The following is a 17,815-nucleotide window of genomic DNA, read 5'->3' as shown; positions in this document are numbered from 1 at the left end:
CGGCTGCGCCGGTTCGGGTTCGAATGCGGGCTGGGTGGTTGGTGATCGCCTGGGGGGTCGGCCTGCTGGTCACTGCCGTTGGGGTTGTGGCGTTGAGTTGGGATGAGCCGGGGGGATTGGTGTTTCTCGGCACTGGGGCGGCGGTCCTGGTGTTGTCGGCCGGCTTTACGTGGCATCCGCTCGCCGAGTACGACCCCGAAACCAACTCGGTCACCGAGTTCGGGCCGTTCGGGTTGCGGGTGGTCAGATCTCCCAGCCGCGCGCCCGGGCGCGCCGGGAAGCTTGAGGCGGTAGAGACCCACATCGTGTTGCGGCGCGATGGAAACCGACCGTTGACCGTGATGTGGCAGGTGCTCGAAAACGATGACGATTTCATCGCGGTCCACCGCATGGTTCGCCAGCGCCACAGCGACACCCCCACGACCCCACCTCCGGCAGTTCCCCAGCGCGCCAAGGCGGTCATGCTCTTCATCGCCCTGCTGCCGCTCGTTGGCGTGGTCTCCGCCAACGCTTGGAGCGCTATCCGCGAGCGGGATGAGGCTCGCCTCCTGGAGTTGAGCCAGACCGTCGCCCTCGACCTGTGCGATCCCGATCGTTGGGCGGCCTTCGAGCGGACCTGGCCGGGCTCTTTCATCGAGGTCGACGCCAACCTGGGGACTTCGATTCCGAATTTCTGGTGCAGCGTCGATGCAACCCTCCCACTCGGTGACGAGGCTGAGGTTGAGCTTCGCCTCTTCCTGTACGCCATCCCGCGAGAATCCACAGGAGATTACGAAGGCAGGATCCGCCGCGGCGAGTGGATGATCGAGCTGAGTGTCTCCGTCCGCGAGTGGGGTGTGGTTGACGCTGACGCTGAACTCATAGAGCAGGCGAAAGCCAACCTGACCGAGCCGGTCGACCTCTATCCCCTGGAGTTGATCTCATGAGCTCTCATGTTCCGCGGCCTCGACCTTCGTTTGAGCATGATCGGTACAGGGAGGAATGGCGCGAGCGGTTTCCGGGCACGGTTCTGCAAATGCTGGCGGTGCTCTTCCTGGTCGCCTTCCTATCCTGCATGGCCGCCATGTTCCTCGGGTCGTCGGTCAGCGCGACCGACCTATCCGGCGATCCGGTTTCGTACGCGCCCTTCCGTCCCGCGTTGATCCTGAGCCTGTTGCTGGTCTCTGCCGCCCCGGTCTTCGGGTTCGTTCTGATCTTCAAGCGCCGCAACGGCGGGCGGGCGATCTCGTTCGTGGTCAATTTTGCGGTTCTCATCCTGTGCCTCTTCGCCTTCGCTGTCGGCTGGTTCGTGGATGAGGAGGACATGCTCGTCGACTGGTTCATCATCTACTTCGTTCTGGGCTATCTCGCGTACGCCGTCTTCTTGCCGTTCAGACGCGAAACCCGAGAGTGGTTCGCCCCGCCGCTCGGCTACTACGAAGACGAGGGTGATCGGCTCAGAGCCCAGATTCCATTTCCCCTGGCGCTCGCCTTGACCGGCCTGTGGGCCGGCATCGGTCTCATCGTGCTCGGCGCGGCGACATTCCTCGTCGATCCTGACCTGCTGCTCCTGTCCGGAGCGAATGAGTCCGACGTTCCTTTGATGCTGAACGTAGTTCGAGGCCTTCTCGCCTGGGCGATCGTTCAAGCCGTCCTGTGTCTGATCCTCTCGCGTCGCAACACGATCGCTCGAATCATGACCGCGGGTTCGGCTCTTTTGGCTGCGCCCGCCGGAGGTGTGATCGGCTGGTTGATGTGGTTCTGGACGGGATCGACCGTCCTCGGTTCTGTGAGCGGCGTGTGGATCATGTTCGGAGGACTGTGCTGCTGGATCCTCGTCACGACCCGCCGCAGCGTTGCGTGGTGCGCGAAGCTGTCAGTTTGCTGAGTGGATGGCTGCCTGGGGGCGTTGTCGCTGGTCGGGGCGGGCTGTGGGGGGCGTGGGGGTGTTCGGGGTCCGGTATGTTGTGGGGCAGAGCGGACCGCGCTGTAACGACCGGCATACGGAAGGGGTTCCACCCTATGGCCACACCTCTCACGCCAACTCCTCCGAACCCACTATCCGCCCCAGCGAAGCTCGGCCGCCGCGCCGCGATCGGCGCAGGCCTCACCGCCCTCGCCGCAACCGCAGCCATCGCCACCGCCCCAAGCGCCGCCTTCGCCCAGGATGACCAGTTCTCCTCGGACAACTCTTGGGTACCCGAAGTTGTTCAGGCCACAGGCGCTTGGGAAACGACGCAGGGCAAAGGGATCACCGTTGCGGTGATGGACACCGGCATCAGCGAGCACCCGTTTTTTGAGGGCAAGGACGTTCTGCCAGGCCATACGATCTTCGACGATGAAACTGACGGCTGGGAAGACACTGACGGGCACGGTTCCGCGGTTGCAGCCGCAGTGCTCCTGACTGCCCCTGAAGCAACGATCATGCCGGTCCGGATGGCCACGGGCGCGAACGCACTGAGCGGGGCTCAGAGTCCTGAAGCCTTGAACGCCTTCCGTGTGGCAGTTGATGAGGGCGCTGATGTGCTGGTCGCCCCCTGGGGCATCGTTGGTGCCGAACTCCAAGGTGAGTACATCGAAGTTCTGCAATACGCGATCGACAAAGGTGCCATTATTGTCGCGGCAGCAGGCAACGATCCCAATGGAGAGATTGGCTACCCCGGTGAGATCGACGGCGTCGTGACCGTCACGGGCACCACTCAGACCGGCGAGATCTGGTACGAGAACACCACTACAGGCCCGTCGGTCGAGCTGGCCGCTCCCGCCGACGAGATGACTGTTCCTCTGCCCCAAGGCAGCGCGTTGGGAACCACCGACCTTTACGGCACGGTGATCGGCGGTACGTCGATGGGTTCTGGGATCACGGCCGGCGTTGCGGCGCTGGCCTGGTCCGCTCACCCGGACCTCGACGCCAGCAATGTGATTCAGCGAGTGCTGCAAACCGCCGGGAACGGCAGCGGCGAGCGTGCCAACGATGTCGGCTACGGACTCGTCAACGCTGACCAGGCCGTCCACGCCGAAGGCATCGAACCGGTCACCGAGAACCCCCTCGGCTACCCGATGGGCGAAGCCGGTGCCAGCGGCGCGACTCCGGACGATGAGGAAGGCGCCGGAGTCCCCGAGCCCGGCGAAGAATCCTCCGCGCCTTCGGGAGGTCCCGGAACCGCAGGTGCTTCGGGCAACAAGGAATCGAACCTCTCGGCCATCATCGTGGTAGCCGCCGCCGTGGTGCTCGTGGCTGCCGCTATCGCCGTCTGGCTGGTGCTCCGCGGACGCAGCCGCAAGGCCGTCGCCCCCGCCGACCAGCAGCAGGCGTTCAACCAGGGCCCCGGGCCGGTTCCCGGTGGCTATCAACAAGGTCCGCCGAACCAGCCGCAGCAGCAGTACGGGCCGCCCCCGGGCCATGCCCCCGGCCAAGGCCCAGGTTTCGGACCGCCGCCCCCCGGCCAACCGGGCGGCTACAGCAGCCCCCCGCCCCCGCCGCAGGGCTACACGCCCCCGCCGGTCCCGGGCGAGAGCCCGCCTTGGCCGTCGAGCGACCCGAACCGGCGCTGAACCGAAGCTGAAGGGGCCCATGCGGAAACGCATGGGCCCCTTGCTTTCGGGCCGAGAACGAATCGAGGGGCGAGCGGCCAGGCCGCTCGCCCCTCGATCACTGCTCAGGCAGTAGGTCTCCCGATCAGACCGGGTCAGACTGGATCAGTCCTCGTCGTCCAGCTCTTCGCGCCGGACGTTGTTCCGACCCCAGTCGACCTCGTCGTCGACCAGCCACGTCTCGTGGGTGTAGGTCTCTTCTTCCTCGTCGTTGTAAGCGCCACCGCGAGTACCGCCGCCACCGCGCGAGTTGCCGCTGCCGGGCGGACGAGGACCGTTGCCGCCGGGGCCGCCGCCCTTGATCGCGTTCCGGCTGGCCTGCGAAAGCCCGCCGCGGTTCCCGGTGCTGCCGGGGCGACCGCCGCTGTTGGAGCCGGAGGTGCCCGGCTTGGCGTTCGAGGCGCCGGCGCGAGCCGGGCTCGATCCCGCGGTGCGGCTCGGCGTCGAACCCGCGCCGCGAGCGGTAGAGGAACCGCCGCCGCCGCCGGTCTGGGTCGGGAACAGGCCCGCACCGAGACCGGTGGTCGCGCCGGGACCGCCGCCTCCGGTCGGGCCGAGGCCGCCACCGGGGCCGCCGCCGGTGGGCAGCAGGCCGCCGCTGGCCAGACCACCGCCGTCCACGTTGTCGTAGGAGTCGTAGTTCCACCCGCCCTCGACCGGGTCGAGGTCGTCGTTCATGGTGATGGTGTCGTTCTCGTCGATGACCCCGTCGCCGTTGACATCGCTGCCCGCGGGCTGAAGCACACCGTCGCTCATGCCCGGGGCTTGAAGCGTGTCGGTCGCGAACACGCCGCCCGTGGGGGGTTGGTAGGTGCTGTTGCCGGGCATCTCGCTCGGCGGCGGCTCCGGCGGAATCTCAAATCGTGTCTCTCTGGCAGTGGCGTAGACATCGCCGAGGTCCGCAACGATCTGAGCCAGTTCGCCGTGGCTCTTGTCGAGCTCGTTGCGGTACTCCTGCTGCCACTGCGTCTTGTTGGTCTGCGCCTCAGGGCTGGAAGCGTCGACCTGCTTCTTGCTCTCGACCCAGTCCTCGTACTCGTCGATGTAGGCCGGGTTCAAAGACTCTGAGTTGGTCTGAGCGGTCTTGAGCGCATTGGCGAGGCCGGGGATCGTAATCTCACCGACCGACTTCATGCCGTTCTCAGCCTCGACGCTGTACTGCTTGATGATGTTCATGCGGCCGTCGAACTCGTCGGAGGCAGCGCCCTTCCACTGCGTGCGAAGGCCGGTCACGTGGACGTCGAGCTCTTCGCGCGCGGCCTTCATGCCGCTGGAAGCCGAGGTCCAGATGGATCCGGCGCGTTCGACCTTGTAGTCGTCGCCGGCGTGCAGCATGTCCCACAGCTGCTCGTGGGTGTAGTTGTTCTGGTAGTAGGCCCGGCCTTTGCCTTTCGCGGCCATCTTCAGCTCCTTCCTAGGGTGTCAAGTCATCAATGAGCTCGCGAGATCAAAGCGTGCGAGGCTCTTCTTCTTCACCTTCAGTGCCGGGCTCGCCGTCGTTCCCGCCCTGGTTCTCGGTTCGGATGTCCTCGACATCGCCCATCGAAGGGCCGCCACGGCTGTCGAACTCGCTCTGGATGTTCGTGACGTCAGCGGTCACGTCGCCTTCGCTGGTCAGATAGCTTTCCTTGATGTCCTGGCTGATGACCCGGCCCGTGTCGAGCCCGTGGTAGACGCGGTCGAGCTGCTCGGCTCGGGACGGGTAGTACACCGTCCGGTAGGCCTCCTGGAGCTCCAGTGCGTCGTCGAAGGTGCCGAGCTGAAGGCTGAGCGCATCGATCTCCTGGATCGCACTCGAGTTCAGGTAGTCCTGATTCCAGCCCTCGCGCAGCGTCACGACCGTGCCCTGAAGGAGCCGGTCCCTGAAGAGACCGAGATCCTGGATCGTGGTGTCCATCTTCGTGATGAACTCGTCGAAGGACTCCTCGGTCATCTGGAACGTCTGGCCGGCGGCGTTCGTGACCGTGTAGAGCTCGGTCGACTTGTTGTAGCTGGCGCTCGCCATGTCACTGGGAAGCAATGTCATCACCTCAGTCGAATGATCTGGTCAGGTCGGGGGTATTGATCAAGGACGTTCGACATCGCGCGACAGGCAGGGCCGCTCGTCAGGTCCATCCCCAAGCATACCGACTTACCACAAGATGAACCCCCGAGCCCGCCCACCCCTGGCACGATCGGGGGAGACTGGGGCGCAACGAACCTCGGCCCCCCAGCACGGTTCGCACGCTCGGTGAACGCCCTGCCGCGGGAGTGGCACAAAGTGGGGATACACGAAGCTTGTGACGCCTTGTAAACTCAAAGACGCACCGCCAACCCGGTGAGTTTGCACGGACGGGTTATGGTGACTGCGGAATCGGAACAAATACTCACTGGGATACCCCTGACGGCCTAGGTCCCTAGCGCCTCAGCCCCAGGTCTACTACTTGGAGGTGAAACATGGCCGGTGTCGCAATGGACACAGAGACAGTCGCTACAGCAGCGACTCAGACGGTCAACGCCAAGCTCTCGGTCGACGCGAACCTCGACCGACTCAAGGCCCTGTGTGACGAGCTCGCGGGCGCTTGGACCGGTTCGGGCGCGACCGCGTTCGCGAACGTGATGCTCCAGTGGGACACCGAGGCGGCCAAGCTCCTCGACGCCCTCCAGGACATCGCCGACGCGCTCGACTCGTCGGCCGCCGCCCAGGCTGAGATGGATGCCGAGTCCGGCTCCGAGTTCTCGTCCTTCGAAGGCGAACTCTAAACCCCCCAACCCCCGATCAAGGAAAGAGGTGAAACATGTCCGGTGGACGCATTGCAATGAGCTACGAGCAGCTCGAAGGTGCTACTGCTGAGATCGCATCGCAGTCCGGTGAGATGAACGGTACGCTCACTGACCTTCGTAGCCAGCTCGAAGCCCTCGACTGGGAGGGTGCCGACAAGGCCTCCTACGAAGAGTCCAAGGCTCAGTGGGACGCTGCCTTCGCGAAGATCGACGAGATCCTCCAGGCCGTCGGCCGCGCCGTGGACAACGCGAAGAACCGCTACATGGAGACCGAAGCCGCCAACAGGGCGCGTTTCTCCTAGCATCTTCGTCGCTGCACGTAAGCGAAAGGAAACCCGGGCAGGTCCACGGACCGCCCGGGTTTTCCGTTGCCCGGTGCGAGGTGCGGCCCGTGCGGCACCGCGCGTCGTCCGCGATCGTCACATCCGCGCGGCCGCAACCTGAACAGGGGAACACGAAAGGGCGGGGCCGAACGGCCCCGCCCCTCGAAGCTTCAGTCGCTCAGTCGCTCTCGACCGTCGCCAGCGCCTGCTCGCGCCTGCGGCTCCCGGGCCGCCAACCGCGCGTGCGGCCCATCGGAATGATCTTCCGCAGCACCAGAACCAGCGTGATCAGCACGATCGAACCGCCCACGCTCGCCCACGCGATCGTCTTCTCGGTGGCCAGCGGGTCGTACTCGATGTCCATCGCCGCGATCGTGGACGGGTTCTCCATCGGCCCAGCCGTCTCGTCGTCCGAGGGGCCCTCGTCAGTGACCTCGGTCGAAGCGGTCAACGCGTTGCCCACGTTCAGCACGCCGTAGCCCTGCCAGATGTTGAAGTCGTTCGTCGGCTGGATCGCCGTGTCGCGCAACCGCTGCTCGATCCACTCGGGCGAGGTGTCCTTCCCGAAGTGGCCCTTGAGCAGCGCCGCCGCACCCGCCACGAACGGCGCCGCGTAACTGGTGCCCTGGTCGGCGAACCAGCCGCCGCCCGCGTACGGGACCACCACGTTCACGCCGGGCGCGAGCAGGTCGAGGTTCTCCCCGTAATTGGTCTTGCCGTACCAGAGCCCGTCCTGGGTGTTCCCGCCGACCGCGATCACATTCGGGTAGTTCGCCGGGTAGAAGGTCCGCTTGTCGGCTTCGACGTTCGGGTCGTCCATGTTCACGCCGTCGTTGCCCGTAGCGGCCACGATCACCACGCCCGCGGCGATCGCGTCGTCAACGGCCCGTTTGAGGTTCGGGTGGTCCGGCAGGGCGATCGAGATATTGATGACGTCGGCGCCGTGCGCCACCGCATCGTCGACCAGCGATCCGACCACGCTGGCCTTCTCCGCGTCGCCGCCGGAGCTGTCGTCCACGTACGCCTTCAGCGGCAGAATGTTCGCCTTCGGCGCGACCCCGATGAACTGCGTCCCGTCCGCGCCGCCCGCCGCCAGCGCCGCGACCGCGGTGCCGTGCATGAACGCGTCGCACTTGCCCTTAGAGCTGGGGGTCCACGGGTCGAATCCGTCGAGGATCCGATCGTTGAACACGTCGGTCCGGGTGGCCTCGACACCGGTGTCGATCACCGCGATCACCACCGGGTCGCCGTTGCTGTAAGTGCCCTGGTTGTACTGGTGGGCCTCGTCGATCGCGATGAAGTCCCTGGCCCAGGAGCTCCCGCTCAGGGTATCGCCCTCATTCGCCGGTGGCGAGCAGGCGAGCTGATCCTCCTCCGGCGCATAAGGAGTGTTCCAGTCCTGCGCCTGGGCAGGAGCGGACGCGAACAGGACCGTTCCGGCCATCGCGGTCGCCACGACGGCGGAATAGAGGGGTACACGCGGGAGGAATCGCACCCGACCAGTCTAACGCCGCACCGCCAACGGGCAGGCCCGCCCGCGAGCGGGCACGACACCGCAAGGGCGGGGGACCAAGAGGTGGACTCGTCCGCTTACGATAGGTACGACCACTCACCTTCATGATGGAGACGTCGCCAATGACGATGCTTCAGGGGCAGCAGCAAGCTCGCGGCACCGCGTCCGTGCAGGCCCAGCAAGGCGGCCCGACCCAGGGCGAGTCGGTCGTGTTCACGACCCGCTCCTCGGGCAGGCTCGGCCCGCTCACCGTCGCGCAGCTGATCTCAGTCGAGCTCTCGCTGGCGACCGCGCTGGCATGCCTGGCACTGGGCATGATCCCGCTCGCCATCGGCGGCGGCCTCGCGCTCGTCGTCCTGGTCCTCACCTTCTGGCGCAAGGGCGACTACTGGTGGTACCAGACCTGGCCGCTCAAGTCGCGCATGAGACGGCGCATCCGCGCCCTCGACCCCGAACAGCTCACCGAGGTCCTGCACCGGATCGCCCCCGACCTGGGCATCACCGGCATCGAGGACCGCGACGAGAACGTCGGCATCGGCCACGACAACGGCGGCTGGTTCGCCGTGCTGGAGATCGGCAGCACCGACGAGGGCACCAAGGCCGTCCCGCTGGAGCGCCTCGAACGGCTCTTCGACGAGACCTCAGTGCCCGTCACCGCCGTCCAGCTCGTCGGCCACACCACCCCGGTCGGCTTGAGCGCCTACGACAACAGCCCCGCCTCGCGCTCCTACCGCGAACTCCTCGGCGACTACCCCGCCGTGGTCCACCACAAGGCCTGGCTCGCCGTACGCCTCGGCGCGAGGGACGCCCGCGAGGCCACCGTCGAACGCGGCGGCGAGGTCGACGGCGTGTACAAGGCGCTGGCCTCCACCTCGCAGCGCGTCAGCAAACTCCTCGGCAACGTGGGCGTGCCCAACCGGATCCTCGACGCCGAGGGCGTGCGCGAAGCGGTGCAGCAGTCGCTCGGCGTGGCGTTCGCGCCGGTCCCGGGCGAGCGCACCGCCGAGGACTGGACGCACTGGTACGCCGACGGGCTGCGGCACGTGGCCTACCGGATCACCAAGTGGCCCACCGACGCGGTGGCCCTGCACCGGACCGTGGACGCTCTGGCGGGTGTGCCCGCCGCGTTCGTGACCGTCTCGACCGTGGTCACCGCGGGCGCGAACGGCAAGGTCAACCCCGACGGCCGCGTCACCGGGCGCCAGCTCGCCGTGGACGGGATCGTGCGCCTCGCACTCGACCAGGCCTCGTGGGAGTCGGCCCAGAACCAGCTGCTGAACGTGGCCGACCAGCTCGGCGTGCGCCTGCAACGCCTCGACGGCGAGCACGGCCCCGCCGCCTACGCATCCGCCCCGACCGGAGGAGGACCCCGATGAGCGACCGGAACGGCAACGTCTACGGCGGCGGCAACTACCAGGGCGGCACGTACCAGGGCGGCGGCTACGGCGGCGGTCGGCACTCCGAGGACGAGGAGGAGAAGCAGGGCTCGGCCCCGCAGGCTCCGGTCGACGACGAGAACGGCGGCACCCTCAAGGTCAATCGCGGCACGCCCTCGGCGGGCGGCGGTTCGCCGCAGCGCCCGGGCCAGACCGGTCAGCAGGGCGCCGTCTACGGTGCCGCGCAGCCGAACCGGACGGGAGCGCAACCGCCCACTCCGCCCGGCGGACAGCCCGCCAGGCCCGCGGTCTACGGCGCCCGCGCCGGGGTCCCGAAGCCGCAGCAGTCCCCCCAGCAGCCTCCCCAGCCGCCCGCTCCGCAGCAGTCGCCGCAGCAGCAGACCCCGCGTCCGCCGGAGATGCGCCCCGCGCAGCCCCCGGCCGGTCCGCAGTACCAGCAGCCGCAACCGCCGCAGCGTCCGGCCGTGCAGCCGCCGCAGCCCCCCGCGCCGCGGGCCCAGCCGCCCTCGCAGCAGCAGCGCCCGGCGCAGCCTCCCGTGCAGCCGAGTCAGCCTCCGGCACAGCAGTACCCGGCCGGTCCGCCGACCGGCCAGCAGCCCGCGGTGCAGCCGAGCCAACCGCCCGTGCAGCCCTCCGCGGCCCCGGTGTCGGCCGCGCCCGTGTCTGCCCAACCCGTTTCGGGCCACCCGGTCTCGGGCAGCCCGAGCCCGGTCTCGGGCCAGCCCTACTCCGCGCAGCCCGCCTCGGCCCAGCCGTACTCAGGGATGCCCTACTCCGGCGCGGGCGCGAACCCGGTCACCGGCGGCCCCGTCAGCTCCATGCCGACCTCGGCGGGCCTCTTCGGCGTCTCCCAGGTCTCGGCCGGACCCACCGAAGGCACCGTCTACGGCCTCCCGGTCACCGACCGCGCCGTCGAGACCGCAAGGGACGCCGGCAAAGCGATCGAAGCGATCAAGTCCGCGCCGCAGATCCCCACCCCGCGGGCCCTGGAGCTCATGACCTCCGCCAGCCCGCCTTCGGGCCTGGTCATCGGCCGCGACGCCGAGCAGATCCCCGTCGTCGCGCCGTTCTTCCGGCCCGAGGAGACCCGCATCAACCTCATCGGCGGCGTGTACCTCGCCCGCCTGCTGGTCTTCCGCGCCTTGGCGATCGGCACCCGCGTCGCGGTGTGCACCACCCGCCCCCAGGAGTGGAACGGGCTCGGCGAGTCGGCCACCGGCCGCAACGACCGCCTCGCGGTCCTCCACGGCGACCAGCCCGTCACCGTCGAGGCCAGCCAGCACTCCCCGGCGCTCTACGTCTACGACGTGGGCGAGCAGGGCTCCCAGACCAAGCCGGTCCTCGGCCCCTGGCGCACCCAGCTCACGGTCCTGCCGCGCCTGACCAACTACGCCGACGAACTCACCGGCGAAGCGCACATGACCGTCCTCCAGCGGCTCACCGCCGAAGAGGCCGCCATCGCGCGCTCGGCGATCCGCGTCAACCAAGAAGTGCTGCAATGGCTCCAGATGCTGCACGACGACATGATCGCCATGCTCCGCAAGGGCCAGAAGGAGCGTTACCTCTGGTGCGCCCCGACCTCCATCGAAGCGCAGATGTTCGGCGCGCCGATGCGAACCTACTGAGCGACGACGCGAAAGGGGGCGGGCCCGAGGCCCGCCCCCTTTCTTAACGCCGTCAACCGCGCAGGTTGTCCAAGTACGACTGCGCCAGTTCAGAAGTCAGATCCGTCAAGCCCTGCTGGTCCAGGCCCGCGCCGTCGGCCAGCGACAGGCGCACCACCAGGTAGACGTTGTCGTCCTGCAAGTGCAGCTGATAGTTCGAGGTGCCGCCCTCCTCGGGAATCCGCACCACGGCCGCGGCCTCGTCGCCGACCTCGGGGGCGGGCTCGACCAGCGTCCACGGCGACACCATCTCGCCGATCTCGCGCGTGCTCAACTCGTAGCTGACACTCGCCCGCGCATCGGTCTCGTAGACCGTCGTCTCCACCTCGAGCAGCGCCAAGGCCTGCTCCGGCGAGCCGTACGTCAGAGCGCACGACTGCACCCACCCGCTGTTCTTCTGCTCACCGGCGGCGACGGCCTCCGGCTCGGTGCCGTCCACATACGACTCCAACGGGCCCGCGTCCACCAGCGAACACGGCTCCTCGCTGCCCGAATACGTCAGACCCGAACCGGCCTCGTCCCCAGGGCCCTCCGACGCCGGGCGGTTCATCAACCACCACACGCCCCCGCCGACCAGCGCCAGCACCACGACCCCGATCAGGATCTTCGGCCACGGGCTCGACTTGCGGGCCCGGCTGCGCACCTTCTGGAAATCCGAGCGGCGCCGCTCCTTGGGCATGTACCCCAGCCGCCCGCTCGCGGTCGAATCCGAACCGCCGCCCCACTCGCTCTGCCCGCCGTCGTCGGCGAACGCGGCCTCCTCGAACGGCTCCACCTGGTGCTCACGCGTGCCCTCCGAGTCCGGACTCGGCCGGTACTCCCTGCCGCGCCCGGGGTCGGTGCGCGGCGTCGAACCCGTCACAGGACCCGACGGCTGACGCGACTCATACCCGCCAGGCTGCGGCGACTGATGCTGCGGAGACTGATACGGACCCGGCTGCGGCCTGCCCGCCGAAGGCCCGCCCGCCGAAGGCCCACCGGCCCGAGGCGCTCCACCGGCCTGAGGCGAAGGCCGCCCCGCCTGCGGCATCGGACGCTGACCGCCCTGCGGCTGGCCGTACCCGCGGCCTTGACCGCGCTGCGGCTCACCCTGCGGACCCGGACGCCGACCCTGAGGATCGCCCTGCGGCCCGCCGGCCCGCGGCCGCCACTGACCAGTACGCGCCCCGTCTTCGGGCTGCTCGTCATAACCCGGGCCGAACGGTGAATTGGCGCTCACAATGATCCTCCGCGAATGATTCCCGGCGTGTCGACTTGACGCCGAGAGCGACACGGTCAGCTTAAAGGGGCTCCGCCTAATTCGAAGCCCGGGGGAGCGCGTCGACCAGACCCGCCGTCAGCTCCTCCGCCAACCGCCCCACCTCGGCCCCCTCCGGAGCCACCCCCGTGAAGAACAGGTTCAAGCTCACCGTGGCGTTCGAGTCCTGCGAATGCACCCGCACCTCGGTCTCCTCGCCCTCGGCCAGCACCGCCGACACCGCCTGATCACCGACCCCGCCCACCGGCGAGGTCGCGTGGCCCTCCGACGCCTCGAAGTCCAGCACCCCGGCGAACGCCGCCCGCGCCTTGCCCTCGGTCTCGAACACCTGCGTCGAAGCGAACACCGTCACCAACCGGTACGCGTCAGCGCCCGTGTACTCCGCCGAATACGTGCAGTCGAACGTGCGCACCTTCTCCTCAGAGCGCTCCGCGGGCGTGCGCGCCTGCTCGGTGTCGGCCCAAGGACCCAGCAGCTCGGGATCGACCACCAGCTCGCACAGGTCGCCGATCTTCCCCGCCTCCACCGGCGGCTCCTCGTCGTCCCCGCCCGTGAGCCAGAACAGCACCGCGCCGCCGCCCGCGAGCAGGACGATCACCACACCCAGCGCCCACCCGGCGCTGGCGAGCTGCCGCAGCCGGTCGGCACCGCGGTGCCTCCCCTGGTAGGTCGACGGCTTGCCGTCGGCCCGGGGTTCCTGGGTCTCGTCGGAGTCGATCACCTGGAGTGCGATGGTCCTCTTCCTTGTCTATGGGGCTGCTCGCGCCGACCCACAGCCTATCGAGTACATGGGACACGAGCCACGCTCCGACCGTGCCAAACACGAGACGTCGCGCTTTTCTCACCCGATCGTGCCCCGCGCCGTCCACCGGTTCTCAGGCCTGCGCAGGCGCGCCCCCACTGAGAGGGAGGGCACCAGCTTGACGACCTGTTCGGTGAATGACGCAGAGTGTGCGATACTCGACCTTGTCGTACCGCACACAGCTACGTATGGTGCGACCCGGAGATGTCCTGTCCGCGCCCCTCACGACGGCGACGGACTTGACGACTCGGCTGGGGCAGAGGTGTTTCCCCAGCGCGAGTTGAGGCTTTCAGTGCGGCCCGAACGGCATGGATCTTTACAGCGCCGGAACCAGGCTCGCGAGCCTCCTAGGCGAAGCGAGCCGGACACCGGTCTCGCCACATCGGGAGGACCGCACTGCTGATGCCGCGCCCGTGCGGCAGCGGATGCAAAAGCATCACGCGCCCGGGCGGCGGCTGGAATGGAGATTATTTCGTATGCGCGATAACGAGCCGCGCGAACAGGTGCCGCCCATCGCAGTCACCTTCATGGCTCCCCAGAAACCCAAGCCCGACGAGTCCCAGCGCACGGAGCGTCCCCGCTCCGCCGCCCCGGCGACCGCCGCGCCGATGTTCGCCCCGCCCCCGAAGGCGCAGCCCAAGGCCGCCGAGCCCAAGGCCGATTCCCGTCGCGACCACGACGACGAGCCCGAGCCCAAGCGCGCTGCCAAGAAGACGCAGGCCAAGAAGGCCCAGCCCCAGCAGGAGCAGCAGCCGTCGCGCAAGCGCACGCGCAACCGCTCCGAGAACCGGAACGCCGACAAGGGCGCCGCCGACAAGCCCGAGCCCAAGGCCGAAGCGCCCGAGGCCGAGGACTTCGACGACGAGTTCGACGACGATGACGACTCCGAGGCCGGTCGCCGGCGCCGGGGCCGTCGCGGACGCCGGGGCCGAGGCCGCGGCAAGGGCGTCGACGGCGCCGCCGACGACGAAGGCGACTCCGACGAGGACGACGCGGAGGACGAGGACGACGAGGAATCCGGGTCCGACGGACCCGAGGTGACCCGTCGCCGCCGTCGCCGTCGCCGCCGCGCCGGCTCTGAAGACTCCGACCGCTCCTCGCGCTCGGACGACTCCGAGGACGACGCCGAAGTCGTGGTCAAGGTCCGCACCCCGCAGCGCCGCACCTCCTCCAACGAGGAAGTGCGCGGCGTCTCCGGGTCGACCCGCCTCGAAGCGAAGCGGCAGCGCCGCCGCGACGGCCGCAAGTCCGGCCGCGGCCGCGTCCAGGTCGTGAGCGAGGCCGAGTTCCTCGCCCGCCGCGAAGCGGTCGAGCGCCAGATGGTGGTGCGCGTCCGCAGCGGCCGCGCCCAGGCCGCCGTCCTCGAGGACGGCATCCTCGCCGAGCACTACGTGTCCAAGTCGGGCGCGCAGGGCCTGGTCGGGAACGTCTACCTCGGCAAGGTCCAGAACGTGCTCCCCAGCATGGAGGCCGCGTTCGTCGACATCGGCCGCGGCCGCAACGCCGTGCTGTACGCAGGTGAGGTGAACTGGGACGCGACCGGCCTGGCCGGGAAGGCCCGCTCCATCGAACAGGCCCTCAAGCCCGGCGACCCCGTGCTCGTCCAGGTCACCAAGGACCCGGTCGGCCACAAGGGCGCCCGCCTGACCAGCCACGTCGCCCTCTCGGGCCGCCACCTGGTCTACGTCCCCGGCGGCAACGCCTCGGGGATCTCCCGCAAGCTCCCCGACCGCGAGCGCACCCGCCTGCGCGCGGCGCTCAAGAAGCTCGTGCCCGAGAGCGCGGGCGTCATCGTGCGCACCGCCGCCGAGGGCGCCGGGCCCGAGGAGCTGGCCCGCGACATCTCCCGACTCCAGATCGAGTGGGAGGAGATCCAGGCCAAGTCCAAGAAGAGCAGCGCCCCCGCGGTGCTGCACTCCGAGCCCGACGTGCTGATCCGCGTGGTCCGCGACGTCTTCAACGAGGACTTCAAGGAGCTCCTGGTCGAAGGCGACGAGGCGTACGACGAGATCCACAAGTACCTGGAGTCGGTCTCGCCCGAGCTCTTGCCGCGGCTCAAGCGCCACACCGGCACGAAGGACGTGTTCGCCGAGATGCGCGTCGACGAGCAGCTGCTCAAGGCCCTCGACCGCAAGGTCTACCTGCCTTCGGGCGGGTCGCTGGTCATCGACCGCACCGAGGCGATGACCGTGATCGACGTCAACACCGGTCGCTTCACCGGCGAGGGCGGGAACCTCGAAGAGACCGTCACCAGGAACAACCTGGAGGCGGCCGAGGAGATCGTGCGCCAGCTGCGCCTGCGCGACATCGGCGGCATCATCGTCATCGACTTCATCGACATGGTCCTGGAGTCGAACCGCGACCTGGTGCTGCGGCGCCTGACCGAGTGCCTCGGCCGGGACCGCACCAAGCACCAGGTCACCGAGGTCACCTCGCTGGGCCTGGTGCAGATGACCCGCAAGCGGGTCGGCCAGGGCCTCATCGAGGCGTTCTCCGAGCCGTGTGACCACTGCAAGGGCCGCGGGGTCATCGTCCACACCGACGAGATCCTGGGGAACACCCGCAAGAAGGGCAACGGCGGAGGCGGCGGCAACGCGGGCCAAGGCCAGAACCAGCAGCAGAACCAGGGCGGCGGCAAGAAGAAGAAGGACAAGGGCAAGTCCGGCCAGCAGCAGAAGAAGCAGCAGGACAAGTCCGAGTCCCCGAAGTCGGCCGCGGCCGAGACGGCCAAGATCGCCGCCTCCCGCCACGAGCACGACGAAGACGGCGTCGACATCGTCGACGAGACCGCCGAGCCGATCGCGGGCACCAAGCCGGTCGAGTCCGACCGTCCGGTCGTCGAGGCCGAGCCGGTGAACGAAGCGGCCGCGACCGAGGACGCCGTCCCCGCCGACGCCGCCGAGGTCCAGGCCGAGAACCAGACTCCCGCCGCGTCCTCTGACGAGGCGGAACCCGGAGCCGACGCGCGAGCGGACGCCCCGGCAGCCGAGTAGGCCTCCCGAGGCCGCGGACTGTGACGTTCGTGGCCTCGGGCCCGGCCCGATTCGGAAACCTGCGGGTACATGACGTACCCTAGTGAGCGGCCTATAGAGCCCTCAGCTTTTGCTCCCCGCGCACGCGGGGACGAACGCGGAGCTCGATCGGCGGGCCAGCCCAGGCGACGTTCGCGACGCCGGAGTTGGCACGGTGCGTGACACCGCGAAATTTGACAGACACCGTTCCCCTGCGGGGAACTCATTTCCCCGCACCGGGGAGGACCCAAGGAGACCGCGTCGACATGTACGCAATCGTCAAGACTGGCGGAAAGCAGTACAAGGTCGCCGAGGGAGACGTCCTCGAAGTCGAGAAGCTTCAGGGCGCCCCTGGCGACACGCTTACGCTGCCTGCGGTGTTGCTCGTCGACGAAGGCACTGTGGTCACCGACGCCTCTGGCGTCACGGTGAGCGGTGAACTTCTCGAGCACACCAAGGGCCCGAAGATCAAGATCCACAAGTACAAGAACAAGACCGGCTACCACAAGCGACAGGGTCACCGCCAGCCGTTGACCCTCGTCAAGGTCACCGGCATCACCAAGTAAGGGGTTGAAGAATGGCACACAAAAAGGGCGCATCCAGCTCCCGCAACGGGCGTGACTCCAACTCCAAGCGACTTGGTGTCAAGCGCTTCGGCGGTCAGCACGTCAGCGCGGGCGAGATCCTCATCCGTCAGCGCGGCACCAAGTACCACCCGGGCGAGCTCGTCGGCCGCGGCGGCGACGACACCCTCTTCGCCCTCGCCGAAGGCGTGGTCCTGTTCTCCACCAAGCGCAACCGCAAACTGGTGAACATCGTCCCGGCCCAGACCGAGGCGGCGTAACCACCGGGCGTTGACGCTCGAAAGCATGAAAGGGCCGGCCCCGTCGAAAGACGGGGCCGGCCCTTTTCCGTACCCACCGAGACCGCCCCCGCGCGGAGCCCCCGCCCCGCATCCGCCCTTCCCTCCTTCCTCCTTAGGTGCCGAGCGTTCATCTCGGTGCCCCGTGGATGTCGTACCCCTCCCGTAGGTTCGAACCAGGACCTCGCAAGCGCCCCGGTTCGCGGATCGGATTGCGTCGCAGCGATATCGCCGCAGCTCAACGCGGCTTCGCTCGGAAAGGGGACCCCCCTGTTCCGTGCCCTCAGAAGCCGTGTAATGTTGTCTTTGCCCGCGGGGGAACGGAACAGCCGAGAAGGCCGGTCCGGAAGCCGCCGGAGACCAGCGACAGACTCACAGAAGTTTTGGCGCGGTCCGGAAGCTGAATCGCGGGTATCTCTGAGACTCACTAGAGGCTCGATCGTGTGTGACACAGGTTAATCGACCTGAAGTTTGCAAAGCGGTCTGAGACTGTTAGAGTTGCGAGGTTGCTTCGGCGGAGAATAAATCCTTGTGTGGGTGGTTTCTTTGTGGTGGCGTGTTGTTTGAGAACTCAACAGGGTGTTTGGATGGTCAGCGTGTGGGCCGGCCAGGCGATGAGGCGCTAGGTCGTCGAGTGGTTTGGTTGGTA

14 protein-coding genes and 1 pseudogene are annotated in these 17,815 nt (G+C 68.2%); 9 read left to right on the top strand and 6 right to left on the bottom strand.

Annotated elements, in window-relative coordinates:
- Nucleotides 1-38 precede the first annotated feature (38 nt).
- The 3 genes from AB0B28_RS05540 (at nucleotide 39) to AB0B28_RS05530 (ending at nucleotide 3,534) form a co-directional block, all read left to right on the top strand.
- Nucleotides 39-926: a hypothetical protein gene (locus tag AB0B28_RS05540; RefSeq protein ID WP_360116995.1), complete on the top strand. Its 888-nt coding sequence runs from the start codon at nucleotides 39-41 to the stop codon at nucleotides 924-926.
- An 89-nt stretch (nucleotides 927-1,015) separates the two neighbouring features.
- Nucleotides 1,016-1,867 carry a hypothetical protein gene (locus AB0B28_RS05535; protein WP_360116992.1) on the top strand — a complete coding sequence of 284 codons (852 nt, stop codon included), beginning with the start codon at nucleotides 1,016-1,018 and terminating at the stop codon, nucleotides 1,865-1,867.
- Nucleotides 1,868-2,001: 134 nt separating this feature from the next.
- Nucleotides 2,002-3,534: a S8 family serine peptidase gene (locus AB0B28_RS05530; RefSeq protein ID WP_360116989.1), complete on the top strand. Its 1,533-nt coding sequence runs from the start codon at nucleotides 2,002-2,004 to the stop codon at nucleotides 3,532-3,534.
- 144 nt (nucleotides 3,535-3,678) lie between these two features.
- Here AB0B28_RS05530 and AB0B28_RS05525 read toward each other — a convergent pair whose 3' ends face one another.
- Together AB0B28_RS05525 and AB0B28_RS05520 are read right to left on the bottom strand one after the other, a co-directional pair.
- Nucleotides 3,679-4,974 carry a hypothetical protein gene (locus tag AB0B28_RS05525; protein WP_360116986.1) on the bottom strand — a complete coding sequence of 432 codons (1,296 nt, stop codon included), beginning with the start codon at nucleotides 4,972-4,974 and terminating at the stop codon, nucleotides 3,679-3,681.
- Nucleotides 4,975-5,020: 46 nt separating this feature from the next.
- On the bottom strand, nucleotides 5,021-5,599 hold the full coding sequence (locus tag AB0B28_RS05520; RefSeq protein ID WP_360116983.1) for a hypothetical protein: 579 nt from the start codon (nucleotides 5,597-5,599) through the stop codon (nucleotides 5,021-5,023).
- Nucleotides 5,600-6,024: 425 nt separating this feature from the next.
- Here AB0B28_RS05520 and AB0B28_RS05515 point away from each other — a divergent pair, with 425 nt between their 5' ends.
- Both AB0B28_RS05515 and AB0B28_RS05510 read left to right on the top strand, forming a co-directional pair.
- Nucleotides 6,025-6,315, top strand: coding sequence for a WXG100 family type VII secretion target (locus AB0B28_RS05515; protein ID WP_360116980.1), 291 nt, complete (start codon nucleotides 6,025-6,027; stop codon nucleotides 6,313-6,315).
- A gap of 35 nt (nucleotides 6,316-6,350) precedes the next feature.
- On the top strand, nucleotides 6,351-6,638 hold the full coding sequence (locus AB0B28_RS05510) for a WXG100 family type VII secretion target (RefSeq protein ID WP_360116977.1): 288 nt from the start codon (nucleotides 6,351-6,353) through the stop codon (nucleotides 6,636-6,638).
- A gap of 199 nt (nucleotides 6,639-6,837) precedes the next feature.
- Here the strand turns inward: AB0B28_RS05510 and AB0B28_RS05505 are convergent, their stop codons facing one another.
- Nucleotides 6,838-8,154 carry a S8 family serine peptidase gene (locus tag AB0B28_RS05505; protein WP_360116974.1) on the bottom strand — a complete coding sequence of 439 codons (1,317 nt, stop codon included), beginning with the start codon at nucleotides 8,152-8,154 and terminating at the stop codon, nucleotides 6,838-6,840.
- A gap of 140 nt (nucleotides 8,155-8,294) precedes the next feature.
- Here AB0B28_RS05505 and eccE point away from each other — a divergent pair, with 140 nt between their 5' ends.
- On the top strand, nucleotides 8,295-9,548 hold the full coding sequence (gene eccE, locus AB0B28_RS05500; protein WP_360116971.1) for a type VII secretion protein EccE: 1,254 nt from the start codon (nucleotides 8,295-8,297) through the stop codon (nucleotides 9,546-9,548).
- 310 nt (nucleotides 9,549-9,858) lie between these two features.
- Here the strand turns inward: eccE and AB0B28_RS05495 are convergent.
- The 3 genes and pseudogenes from AB0B28_RS05495 to AB0B28_RS05485 all read right to left on the bottom strand — a co-directional run.
- Nucleotides 9,859-10,065, bottom strand: a pseudogene (locus AB0B28_RS05495) (hypothetical protein); the annotation flags it as partial.
- A 1,181-nt stretch (nucleotides 10,066-11,246) separates the two neighbouring features.
- On the bottom strand, nucleotides 11,247-12,095 hold the full coding sequence (locus tag AB0B28_RS05490; RefSeq protein ID WP_360116968.1) for a hypothetical protein: 849 nt from the start codon (nucleotides 12,093-12,095) through the stop codon (nucleotides 11,247-11,249).
- Between the two features lie 433 nt (nucleotides 12,096-12,528).
- The gene (locus AB0B28_RS05485; RefSeq protein WP_360116965.1) at nucleotides 12,529-13,212 is read right to left on the bottom strand and encodes a hypothetical protein; all 684 of its coding nucleotides are present in this window, start codon (nucleotides 13,210-13,212) and stop codon (nucleotides 12,529-12,531) included.
- 557 nt (nucleotides 13,213-13,769) lie between these two features.
- On the opposite strand from AB0B28_RS05485, the gene AB0B28_RS05480 reads away from it, so the two are divergent.
- The 3 genes from AB0B28_RS05480 to rpmA all read left to right on the top strand — a co-directional run bounded on the left by AB0B28_RS05480 (nucleotide 13,770) and on the right by rpmA (nucleotide 17,148).
- A complete protein-coding gene (locus AB0B28_RS05480) occupies nucleotides 13,770-16,286 on the top strand; it encodes an Rne/Rng family ribonuclease (RefSeq protein ID WP_360116962.1) in 2,517 nt (838 codons plus the stop codon).
- 284 nt (nucleotides 16,287-16,570) lie between these two features.
- Nucleotides 16,571-16,870, top strand: a complete 300-nt coding sequence (gene rplU / locus AB0B28_RS05475; protein WP_030144752.1) for a 50S ribosomal protein L21 — start codon at nucleotides 16,571-16,573, stop codon at nucleotides 16,868-16,870.
- 11 nt (nucleotides 16,871-16,881) lie between these two features.
- Nucleotides 16,882-17,148: a 50S ribosomal protein L27 gene (rpmA, locus tag AB0B28_RS05470; RefSeq protein WP_360116957.1), complete on the top strand. Its 267-nt coding sequence runs from the start codon at nucleotides 16,882-16,884 to the stop codon at nucleotides 17,146-17,148.
- Nucleotides 17,149-17,815 lie beyond the last annotated feature (667 nt).

The sequence above is a fragment of the Glycomyces sp. NPDC046736 genome, assembly GCF_040645615.1.
Lineage (GTDB): Bacteria > Actinomycetota > Actinomycetes > Mycobacteriales > Micromonosporaceae > Glycomyces.
The sequence above is the reverse complement of the archived record's forward strand: the minus strand, read 5'-3'. Positions and strand labels throughout refer to the sequence as shown.